The organism is Thiohalocapsa halophila, assembly GCF_016583825.1.
GTDB lineage: Bacteria > Pseudomonadota > Gammaproteobacteria > Chromatiales > Chromatiaceae > Thiohalocapsa > Thiohalocapsa halophila.
Genome location: NZ_NRRV01000001.1, coordinates 227,188 through 235,982 on the forward strand (window position 1 = coordinate 227,188; position 8,795 = coordinate 235,982).

Annotated in this window: 15 protein-coding genes and 2 pseudogenes; 11 read left to right on the plus strand and 6 right to left on the minus strand. The window is 67.5% G+C overall.

Translation table 11 applies throughout. The annotated features are described in order from the left end of the window. The first annotated feature begins 126 nt into the window (after nt 1-126). The gene (gene glgA, locus CKO31_RS01070; protein WP_242475041.1) at nt 127-1,638 is read left to right on the plus strand and encodes a glycogen synthase GlgA; all 1,512 of its coding nucleotides are present in this window, start codon (nt 127-129) and stop codon (nt 1,636-1,638) included. A 193-nt stretch (nt 1,639-1,831) separates the two neighbouring features. Here glgA and CKO31_RS01075 read toward each other — a convergent pair whose 3' ends face one another. The 5 genes from CKO31_RS01075 to CKO31_RS01095 all read right to left on the minus strand — a co-directional run bounded on the left by CKO31_RS01075 (nt 1,832) and on the right by CKO31_RS01095 (nt 3,755). Further along, the gene (locus CKO31_RS01075) at nt 1,832-2,164 is read right to left on the minus strand and encodes a hypothetical protein (RefSeq protein WP_200233168.1); all 333 of its coding nucleotides are present in this window, start codon (nt 2,162-2,164) and stop codon (nt 1,832-1,834) included. Then, nucleotides 2,164-2,595, minus strand: a complete 432-nt coding sequence (locus CKO31_RS01080) for a type II toxin-antitoxin system VapC family toxin (RefSeq protein WP_200233171.1) — start codon at nt 2,593-2,595, stop codon at nt 2,164-2,166. The genes CKO31_RS01075 and CKO31_RS01080 overlap by 1 nt, the downstream gene beginning before the upstream one ends. Continuing rightward, a complete protein-coding gene (locus tag CKO31_RS01085) occupies nt 2,579-2,803 on the minus strand; it encodes a hypothetical protein (protein WP_200233173.1) in 225 nt (74 codons plus the stop codon). Before CKO31_RS01085 ends, CKO31_RS01080 begins: the two co-directional genes overlap by 17 nt. 218 nt (nt 2,804-3,021) lie before the next feature. Next, nucleotides 3,022-3,468 (minus strand): type II toxin-antitoxin system VapC family toxin, encoded by a 447-nt coding sequence (locus CKO31_RS01090; RefSeq protein WP_200233179.1) that lies wholly within the window; start codon nt 3,466-3,468, stop codon nt 3,022-3,024. Next, nucleotides 3,465-3,755 carry a type II toxin-antitoxin system Phd/YefM family antitoxin gene (locus CKO31_RS01095; RefSeq protein WP_200233181.1) on the minus strand — a complete coding sequence of 97 codons (291 nt, stop codon included), beginning with the start codon at nt 3,753-3,755 and terminating at the stop codon, nt 3,465-3,467. Before CKO31_RS01095 ends, CKO31_RS01090 begins: the two co-directional genes overlap by 4 nt. Before the next feature lie 102 nt (nt 3,756-3,857). Between CKO31_RS01095 and CKO31_RS27580 the strand changes: the two are divergent. Beyond that, a pseudogene (locus CKO31_RS27580) lies at nt 3,858-4,079 on the plus strand (alkaline phosphatase family protein); the annotation flags it as partial. A 191-nt stretch (nt 4,080-4,270) separates the two neighbouring features. Beyond that, a complete protein-coding gene (locus CKO31_RS26640) occupies nt 4,271-4,711 on the plus strand; it encodes a hypothetical protein (protein ID WP_242475042.1) in 441 nt (146 codons plus the stop codon). Nucleotides 4,712-5,147: 436 nt separating this feature from the next. Here the strand turns inward: CKO31_RS26640 and CKO31_RS01110 are convergent, their stop codons facing one another. Beyond that, the gene (locus tag CKO31_RS01110) at nt 5,148-5,477 is read right to left on the minus strand and encodes a hypothetical protein (RefSeq protein ID WP_200233192.1); all 330 of its coding nucleotides are present in this window, start codon (nt 5,475-5,477) and stop codon (nt 5,148-5,150) included. A gap of 119 nt (nt 5,478-5,596) precedes the next feature. On the opposite strand from CKO31_RS01110, the gene CKO31_RS01115 reads away from it, so the two are divergent. The 8 genes and pseudogenes from CKO31_RS01115 (at nt 5,597) to CKO31_RS01150 (ending at nt 8,591) form a co-directional block, all read left to right on the plus strand. Further along, on the plus strand, nt 5,597-5,935 hold the full coding sequence (locus CKO31_RS01115) for a DUF433 domain-containing protein (protein WP_200233193.1): 339 nt from the start codon (nt 5,597-5,599) through the stop codon (nt 5,933-5,935). Beyond that, on the plus strand, nt 5,932-6,249 hold the full coding sequence (locus CKO31_RS01120; RefSeq protein WP_200233194.1) for a DUF5615 family PIN-like protein: 318 nt from the start codon (nt 5,932-5,934) through the stop codon (nt 6,247-6,249). Before CKO31_RS01115 ends, CKO31_RS01120 begins: the two co-directional genes overlap by 4 nt. Before the next feature lie 106 nt (nt 6,250-6,355). Beyond that, nucleotides 6,356-6,829 carry a 3'-5' exonuclease gene (locus tag CKO31_RS01125; RefSeq protein ID WP_200233195.1) on the plus strand — a complete coding sequence of 158 codons (474 nt, stop codon included), beginning with the start codon at nt 6,356-6,358 and terminating at the stop codon, nt 6,827-6,829. A gap of 124 nt (nt 6,830-6,953) precedes the next feature. Beyond that, a complete protein-coding gene (locus CKO31_RS01130; RefSeq protein ID WP_200233196.1) occupies nt 6,954-7,406 on the plus strand; it encodes a hypothetical protein in 453 nt (150 codons plus the stop codon). Continuing rightward, complete coding sequence (locus CKO31_RS01135) at nt 7,403-7,654, plus strand: UPF0175 family protein (protein WP_200233197.1); 252 nt, start codon at nt 7,403-7,405, stop codon at nt 7,652-7,654. The genes CKO31_RS01130 and CKO31_RS01135 overlap by 4 nt, the downstream gene beginning before the upstream one ends. Further along, nucleotides 7,647-7,982: pseudogene (locus CKO31_RS27920) on the plus strand (PIN domain-containing protein). The gene CKO31_RS01135 and the pseudogene CKO31_RS27920 overlap by 8 nt, the downstream one beginning before the upstream one ends. Nucleotides 7,983-7,999: 17 nt before the next feature. Further along, complete coding sequence (locus CKO31_RS01145) at nt 8,000-8,143, plus strand: hypothetical protein (protein WP_322789065.1); 144 nt, start codon at nt 8,000-8,002, stop codon at nt 8,141-8,143. 148 nt (nt 8,144-8,291) lie between these two features. Further along, nucleotides 8,292-8,591 (plus strand): nucleotidyltransferase domain-containing protein, encoded by a 300-nt coding sequence (locus CKO31_RS01150; protein ID WP_200233200.1) that lies wholly within the window; start codon nt 8,292-8,294, stop codon nt 8,589-8,591. Nucleotides 8,592-8,795: the final 204 nt, after the last annotated feature.

Genomic DNA, 8,795 nt, shown 5'->3' on the forward strand with positions numbered 1-8,795 from the left:
GCGGCCCGAGTACGGAGCCGAGCATGGGCTGGACACTGGGCGTAACCCGCAGCCTCAATGCCCGACGGCCAGCCAACCCCAACCAACAACTCAGACTCTGCGCCGATAGCCATGGACCACAGCCCAATGCTTTCCGACCCGGACCCGCGCGGTTACAGCGTCCTGATCGCCAGCAGCGAGGCCCACCCGCTGGTGAAGACCGGCGGACTCGGCGATGTCGCAGCCAGCCTGCCCATGGCCCTGCGCGAGCTCGGCCACGACGCGCGGCTCATTCTGCCGGCCTACCCGAGCGCCAAGAAGCTGGTGCGCGAACTCAAGCCCCTGATGGAGCTGCGCATGCCCGGCATCGTCGGCAATGTCCAGCTCCATGGCGGACTGCTGCCGGACCGTGACCTACCCGTCTACTTGGTGGACGCCCCGGCCTATTTCTCCCGCGAAGGCAACCCCTATACCGATGTCAGCGGCCGCGACTGGGGCGACAACCCCGAGCGCTTCCTGCTGTTCAGCCGTGTCATCGCCCATGTGGCCATGGGCCTGCCGCCCCTCAACTGGCGACCGCACGTTCTGCATTGCAACGACTGGCAGACCGGTCTGGCGCCGACGCTGATCAGCGAGCACCACGAGCGCCCGGCAACGGTGTTCACCATCCACAACCTCGCCTACCAGGGCCTCTTCGACCGCGCCACCTTCGAGCGCCTGCATCTGCCGGCATCGCTCTGGTCCGTGAGCGGCCTGGAGTTCCACCAGCGCATGTCCTTCATCAAGGGCGGCATCGTCTTCTCGGACCGCGTCAACACCGTCAGCCCCAGATATGCCGACGAGGTTCGCACCCAGCGCTTCGGCTGCGGCCTGGACGGCCTGCTGCGCCAGCTCGGCGGTCGCTTCCGCGGCATCCTGAACGGCATCGACTACAAGGTCTGGAATCCCGCCGACGACCCGGCCCTGCCGCAGACCTATGACGCCGAGCGCGTGCACCTCAAGGCCGAGAACAAGCTGGAGCTGCAGACGCTCTTCGGCCTGCCGCGGGACGAGCACGCCTTCGTGCTCGGCCACGTCGGTCGGCTGGTGGAGCAAAAGGGCGTGGACCTCATCATCGACATCCTGCCAAGACTGGTCATGGCCGGGCGGGTGCAGCTGGTGATGCAGGGCGCCGGCGACCGCGCCCTGGAGCAGGCCCTGCAGGAGGCAGCCGCGGCGCACCCCGAGCGCGTCAGCGTCCACGTGGGCTACGACGAAGTCCGCGCCCACCTGGTAGAGGCCGGCTGCGACGCCTTCCTGATGCCCTCACGCTTCGAGCCCTGTGGACTGAATCAGATGTACAGTCTGCGCTACGGCACCGTCCCCATCGTGCACAACACCGGCGGGCTCGCGGACACCGTGGTGGACGCCAGCGACGCGGCATTGGCCGCCGGCACCGCCAACGGCTTCCTGTTCAACGACCCGAACGCCGATGGGCTCTGGTACGCAGTAGAGACCGCGCTGCGCATGCACCGCGAGCAGCCCCGGCAATGGCGCGCCCTGATGCTCACCGGCATGCGCAAAGACCTGAGCTGGCAGGCCAGCGCCCGCCACTACCTGGACTTCTACGCCGAGGCCATCGCCGCCCGCGAGCACTTCCCGCAGGCAGCGATGGCCTGAAGCCGCCGGCGCCGGCTGCATCGAGGCTGATCTCAGCAGGCCGCGGTGACAGGCCCCCGAGACGCCTTGTCGCGCCGAGACCGCGCAGCAGTGGCGCGCGACCGACAGGCAGCGTCGCGGCTGGAAGCCGCTCCCACAAGCCGGCAGCGCCGGTGCGGCTGCGGCGATGCGGGCGTGCCCCGCTGGACAGTCCTCAGAAAGGCGCCAGCCAGACATCGAGCCCGCGCGGCCCCCGCCCGCGGTATTCATCGCCATGGCGGGCCAGATAGCGCTTGATGCCGGCACGCATCAGCTTGCGGTTCTCGGTGGCGATGAGCATGCCGGCGGGGTCTGCGCTCCGGTGCCGGAAGGCGCGCAGAAAATCCCGCGAGCCGTTGGTCACCGCCCGCATCAGGTACGGCCAGCGGTGCTCGCGGCGCAGGAACATGCGGAAGTGATAGAGCGCCCGGCCGTCCGTCGGACACGGCTTCAGGCCGACGGTGGAGACGCCGACCAGGTCGCCGCCGGCCGTGGGGCGCACCAGCATCACCACCTCCCGTGGATCACCAGGGGCACGCCGGTGAGGCCGAGATGAAAGTCGGTGGACCAGCAGCCAGGGCTTTTGTGCACGGCCATCAGGTGCAGGCCCAAGGCGTCGGCCAGGGTGAGGTTTTGATCCGCAAACCGGCGCAGTATCCTGCTCGCGCCGGCCTGCTCGGCGCGCGTCAGATCCACCACGCACAACGGCGTCAACGCCTCGATGAAGGCCAGGAACTGCAAGGCCCGGCCGCGATCATGGCGCCGCAGGAACCAGCCATGGCCCTCGGCGACGACCAGCGGGCTGGTGATCAGCGCCGGCGGGTCGGCAAACAGACGCCGGAACAGGGCGTGGAAGCTGTCGGAACGGTCGAGAAAGGCGATCAGTGCCGAGGTATCCACGTAGACCGCTGCGGGATCGCCGTCAATCCTTGTGGCCATACACCAGCTCGTCGATGTGCCGGCTCGCGTCTGCGTCGCCGCTCTCCACGAGGCCCGCGTAGCGCATCCAGGGCTTGTCCGCGTCGGTTGGCAGGAGCGTGCGCAGCGAGCGCCGCAACAGCTCCGCCAGCGAGATGCCAAGCCGCTCCGCCTCGGCCCTGGCCGCGGCGTAGTCTTCTTCCGTCAGGCTGATCTGTGTGCGGATCATGGTGATAACATCTCAAGGCTTAGCGTTATCACAGCATACGACCGGGCAGACCCTTAAACAAGCCGCCGTCTCTGCGCTTCTGCGTCTCACCGACATTGGCACAGAGGGGGCGAGCCCCTGTTCTCGCAGTCGCCCACCCGGGCCTTCGCGCAACAGCCGCGAGCGCGGAGCGCTCGCAGCGTCGCCGCTGAAAGCCGCTCCCACAGGTCCAGCAGCCCTCAGGCTGGATCAGCCGGATCGCGACGCGGTGCCGCCCCGAGATCGATGACGCGCAAGCCATCGATGCGCGCGAAGCGCCGGTCGTTGGTGAGGAACCGATGTCCATCTGGCGGCAGCGTCAAGGCGCTGGCGGCTTGCAGCGCATCCGGCGTGCGCAGCCCGTCGCCGGCGCGCAGTCTCAGCGCCAGCTCCACGACTCGTGCATCCAGCTCGACGACCAGCAGGTCATCGGCGGCGAAGAAGGCGCGGTATTCGGCGATCAGCTCGGTGGCGTCGTCGCGCATCGGCTTGACCAGGCATTCGAGCAGGCTCAACCGAGAGACTCCCAGGCGCGCGTTGGGGAAGCGCTGGCGCAGGTCGCGCAGGGTTGTCACCACGCGGGCGTGACAGGCGGCCTCGGACTCGATCAGGTAGATGACCGCGCAGGCGTCGAGGAACAGGATCAACCGTCGTCGCGCCAGGCATCGCGCTCGCGCGCAAGCGCGGCATCGATATCCGCCTTGGATCGGGCCGGATGTGCCCGGCGCGCGGCGGGCTTGTCGATCCAATCCCAGGCGCTGGCGTCCGTTACCGATCCGAGCTCGCCGCGGGCCAGGCGCCGGTAGCCCTCGACACTCATCACCACATAACGGGGCCGGTTCTGCTTGATCACTGCAATCGGTCCGTCTTGCAGCAGCTCGTCCACCGCGGAGATGCCGCGCCGTTTGATCTCTTGAGCGGGTATTGTCTTCATCGTCTGCGCCAGCAGCTGTAAGTACCGAAAACAGTACCAAGAGCCTAGCACAAGTACTGCTCGGCGCACCTGCGACGGGAGGGCGCCATTGCGGAGACAACAATGACCAAGACCCTACTCATCGGCTGGGACGCCGCCGACTGGAAGGTGATCTCCCCGCTCATCGATGCCGGCGAGATGCCGAACCTGGAGCACCTCATCAAGCACGGCGTCATGGGCAACCTGGCGACCCTGTATCCGGTGCTGTCCCCAATGCTTTGGACCAGCATCGCGACGGGCAAGCGCGCCCACAAGCACGGCATCCACGGCTTCTCGGAGCCGGACCCGGCCTCCGGCGGTGCGCGGCCCATCACCAACCTTGGGGCGCAAGACCAAGGCGCTCTGGAACATCCTCAATCAACAGGGCCTGCGCTCCAACGTCATCGGCTGGTGGCCGAGCTATCCCTGCGAGCCCATCAACGGGGTCATGGTCTCGGACCATTTCAAGGAGGCCGAGCGCGACTACCTGGCCGAGGATGGCGAGACGGTCAATCCCTGGCCGCTGCGCCCCGGCCCCAGGCGACGACGGCCGCAACCCGGACGACGTCCGCATCGACCCGGTGGATGCCCGCGAGTCCCTGCAACAACTGGTGGACCTGGGCTACATGCAGATGCTGGCCGCGGGCGGCCTGCCGATCCTGGCCGACGAAACGCGCGCCGCCGATGCGGACAACCCCCGCGGCTATCTGGAGTACGAGGCCGCCAAGCGCCCGGATGCGGGTACGGGCTGGCTGCTTGATGCCCGCGGCAAGGCGGTGAAGATCGTCGCCCAGCTGCTGCCGGCGCTGACGGCCAGGCACCGCTACCGGGTGATCTTCGCCGAGCGGCCGCTGAACGGCTGTAAGCTGTCGGGCAACGGTCTGCGAGCACCTGAGCAGGGACGCGTCGACAAGCAGGCTCGCGCACAGGCTAAGTGAACGCGTTGTCTGGTGACACCGCTCCCGCGGTGTCACCCGTCGGCAGGCGCTCTGCGCCTCGGAGCCCCGACGCAATCGCGGCAGGACGGCCTCGGCTGCCTGCCGCGCGGACCGCAGCGTCAGGGCTTGGTGCGTGAAGATCGTCGAACGCGGCATCGGACATAACAGTGCCGGGAGCGACGGAACAACTCCCAGCATACCGGACCGGGGTCGATCAGCGGCCCCCAAAGAATCCACGAACGCCCCGCTATGCCTCTGACACTAGGAACATTCCAATATACAGCTGTCACCCGATTCTTAGCGGGCCGCGGCTTCGATGCCAGTGCAGATTTCTGACGGTTTAGGCCAATAACCCCAAGCACAGACCAAGCTGACCTGCGAGGCCGATGAGGCCAAGGCGGACCTGAAGCGCCTATGCGCGGACAACCAGCGGCTATCACGTGACGTCGACGGCGCCAAGGAGACCGCCAAGCAGGCGAAGGCCACGCTCGACCTCGGCGCCAAGAAGATCGCCAAGCTTGAGGCCGCGCTCGATGAGGAGCGCCAGGCCCGCGCCGCGGCCGACCAGGCCGCAGCCGCGCTCCGGATCGAGGTAGCCACGCTCACCGAGCGCGCGGCCAGGGCCGACGAGCTGCGGTAACTGCTGGAGCGCCTCCAGCCGGGCCAGGCGGCAAACGGCCGATCCTGAATAGGGGGCTGACCGATGCGCCCCGTCTTCCTGGACCTGGCGACCACCGGGCTCGATGCCCGCACCGATGAGATGCACGCGATCCGGCGTCCTGGACGGCCACCATGTGAGCGGTGCCGCTCGAGCAGGTCGGGATGTCGGTTATCATCGGCGCACGACCGGCGCCTTGATCGCCCGACGCTCGCGGAGAGATGCCAATGACCATGGTCGTCGCGGCCGAAACACCACCCTTGGCAGCGGATGCGGCCGGGGTCTTTCGCGTGGGCAACACCCGCGTGACGCTGGATACCATTGTCGGCGCCTTTTGCGACGGAGCCACCGCCGAAGAAATCGCGGAACAGTATCCCGCGATCTCGCTCGGCCAGGTGTACGCCACCATCGCTTACTACCTGGCGCATACCGTCGAGGTGAATGACTATCTCCAGCTCCGCGAGCAGCGCGCGGCCGAGGTGAGGGAGGCGAACGAGCGGATTTTCGATCCCGCCGGGATTCGTGCGCGCCTGATCGCGCGCCGGGCGGGGCAGGGTCCGGCGTGATCCGATTGCTCGCCGACGAGAACCTGAACAACAACATCGTTCGCGGTCTGCGCCTGCGGCAGCCCGACATCGACTTGGCCCGCGTCCAGGACGTTGGGCTTTCAGGCGCGGACGATCCCACTGTGCTGGCATGGGCGGCCGGGCAGCAACGTATCCTTCTGACCCACGACGTCGCCACCATCACCGCGTTCGCCTACGAGCGCGTTCGAGCCGGCAAGTCCATGCCCGGCGTCTTCGAGGTTGGCCGCACAGTGGCGCTGCGCTCGGTGATCGACGACATCCGGAAGCTACACAATTGCCTCCAGCACGGATAAGGCCGCAGGCGGGCGGTGCTGACGATGGGCACCGGCTTCCTGGACCTGGAGACGACCGGGCTCGACCCCCGCAGCGACGCGGTCCGCGAGATCGGCATCCCGGACGATGGCGGCCCCCAAACTGATCGATCTTCTGCTCGACGGCCTGGTGCGCCCCGAGCGGCATCGCCGCTGGCCCGGCGCCGAGGCGATCCACGGCATTGCCCCGGACGACGTCGCGGACGCACCGCCGCTCGATGAGCTGCGCCCGCGCATCATCACCGCCGTCTACGATGCCCAGGTCGTGATCTACAACGCGCCGTTCGATGCCGGCTTGCTGCGCTACGAGCTGGACGCTGCGGCCGAGGTCCGGTGCGCCATGCGCGAGATCGCCGCGGTTTACAGCGAGTGGAGCGATCGGCGCCGCGGTTGGCGCTGGCAGAAGCTGCATGTCGCCGCCGGACACGTCGGCTTCGCCTGGGACGGCGACAGCCACAGGGCCGTCAACGACTGCCGGACGACGCGGTCATTGTGGCGCTATCTGCGCCGGCCCGCTGCAGGTTCGGCGGACGCCGTGGCAGACCGGAAATCCGGAAGGTGACCTCGCGAAGCAAGCTCCCGACACTTTGGGCTCGGCTCTGTGCATCATTGCGACGACCGGGTTCGGCTCCGCTATCATCGAACCAATGAAGCCCCTGGCGTTCGCCAGACTAAGGGAGCCACAGATGACGACCATCACGATCCACCTGCCCGACGCCCTCGCCGAACGTGTCGGCGGCGCGGCGCGTGCGGTGCACAGACCGGTCGAAGAAGTGCTGACCGCGATGCTCGATGGCGTGGTGCCGTCGCTGGACGGCGTGCCCGAGGACATGCGCACCGAGTTGGTCGAGATGACTTGGTGGGACGATGCGCGGCTCATGGAAACCGCGGACGCCACGATGCCCGAGGAAGACCAAGCCCGCATGGTCGAACTGAGCACGACCGGACCGTCCTCGCCGGCGGAACAGGATGAGCTGGAAGCCCTGCGGACGGATTACGGACGGATCACGCTGCGCAAGGCGCGGGCGACAGCGCTGCTCAGCATCCGCGGTGGCAAGCAGGTTCTGGCTGTCGCCATTGCTGATGCACCACCCGAGCCGGGCTGTGACACCGACCCCGTTGGAGCAGCGTTGTCATGATTCAAATCACGGTCGACATCCCCGAGGGCTCGCTCGCGTCGCTGCATAAAGACCCGGAGTCCTTCGCGCGGGAGATGCGCATCGCCGCGGCCGTTCAGTGGTATGCGAGAAGGGAACTGAGCCAGGAGCGGGCCGCGGAGCTTGCGGGCCTGTCGCGACCAGCCTTCGTCGATGCCCTGGGTCGTTACGGGGTGAGCCTGTTCCAGGCCGATGCCGCCGAGTTGGTCCGCGAGGCCATGGATGGCTGATTGCCGCATCGTCAACGCCTCTCCGCTGATCACCCCGGCCGAGGTCGGGCAGTTGGGCCTGCTGGAGGAGCCGGAACGCGCGCTGATCATCCCGGCACCGGTCGCCCAAGAGGTGCTTCGCTGGCCCGCGGAAGACCCGGCGCGCAAGGCGCTGGCCGCGGGCTAGGGCGGAACGCCCGCCCCCATTCAGCCGGACGCAGACATTATGGCGTGGGGCCTCGGACCCGGCGAGAGCGGTGTGCTCACCCTTGCGCGCTCCATGCAGGGGACCGCGGTCATCGACGACGGCGCGGCGCGCGGCGCTGCGCGCGCCCTCGGGTGCGTTTGACCGGAACGCTCGGCTTGGTGCTCCGGGTCGCGCGGCTGGGACGCATCGCCTCAGCCGCCGAGATCCTGGAGCAGTTGGTCGATGTCGGCCTACGGCTGAACAACGATGTCGTTCGGGACGCCCTGGCGGAGGTGACCGGAGAGTCCTGGCCAAGACGATGAAGCGGGCCTGACGCCGTCTTGGCCGAATCCGGCGTCGTCTTATACCTGACAGCATGCTCGTCGGGTGGGGCTCATCGATCCGGTAACCGACCTCGACTTATGCCAGAGTGGCTCATGGTCCGACGACTTGGGCAGGGTGAACGTTGTCATGAACCTCGAAACCAACGCACACATCGATGCCGCCACCGAAGCGGCCTTGCGCCTGTTCACCGAGCGGATCGAGGGCAAGTACAACGTGGCGGGGCTGATTCTCTTCGGCAGCCGCGCTCGTGGTGATCACGCTCGGCACAGCGACGCCGATGTCGCCGTGTTGCTCCGCGGAAGGCACAAGCGTCTGCTGCCGACCAAGCTGGCCATGGCCGATGACGCCTTCGATGTCTTGCTTGAAATCGGAATTCGCATCCAACCCCTTCCCATCTGGGCAGCAGTTCCAAATTTAAAAGCATGATGTTATGAAGGACTCTTCACAAGTTACTGGAGAGTCCGATGGTCCTGAGGCCCAAGCCCGAGCCCAAGCCGGAGTCCAAGCCCGAGCCCACTACGCAGCGGTTCACGGCGGCAACGGTGGTGACGAGGATCCGCCGAGCGCTGGACGAGCTGCCGGACGCGCGCAAGGGCGGCAACAACCAGCGTTACGCGATGGGCGACGCGG

Bases quoted from the DNA above. Each gene is read 5' to 3' on its own strand.
- glgA (WP_242475041.1), top strand. From the start codon at position 127: ATGCTTTCCGACCCGGACCCGCGCGGTTACAGCGTCCTGATCGCCAGC.
- CKO31_RS01075 (WP_200233168.1), bottom strand. From the start codon at position 2,164: ATGCTGGTGCGCCCCACGGCCGGCGGCGACCTGGTCGGCGTCTCCACC.
- CKO31_RS01080 (WP_200233171.1), bottom strand. From the start codon at position 2,595: ATGGCCACAAGGATTGACGGCGATCCCGCAGCGGTCTACGTGGATACC.
- CKO31_RS01085 (WP_200233173.1), bottom strand. From the start codon at position 2,803: ATGATCCGCACACAGATCAGCCTGACGGAAGAAGACTACGCCGCGGCC.
- CKO31_RS01095 (WP_200233181.1), bottom strand. From the start codon at position 3,755: ATGAAGACAATACCCGCTCAAGAGATCAAACGGCGCGGCATCTCCGCG.
- CKO31_RS26640 (WP_242475042.1), top strand. From the start codon at position 4,271: ATGGCGAGACGGTCAATCCCTGGCCGCTGCGCCCCGGCCCCAGGCGAC.
- CKO31_RS01115 (WP_200233193.1), top strand. From the start codon at position 5,597: ATGACCATGGTCGTCGCGGCCGAAACACCACCCTTGGCAGCGGATGCG.
- CKO31_RS01125 (WP_200233195.1), top strand. From the start codon at position 6,356: ATGGCGGCCCCCAAACTGATCGATCTTCTGCTCGACGGCCTGGTGCGC.
- CKO31_RS01130 (WP_200233196.1), top strand. From the start codon at position 6,954: ATGACGACCATCACGATCCACCTGCCCGACGCCCTCGCCGAACGTGTC.
- CKO31_RS01135 (WP_200233197.1), top strand. From the start codon at position 7,403: ATGATTCAAATCACGGTCGACATCCCCGAGGGCTCGCTCGCGTCGCTG.
- CKO31_RS01150 (WP_200233200.1), top strand. From the start codon at position 8,292: ATGAACCTCGAAACCAACGCACACATCGATGCCGCCACCGAAGCGGCC.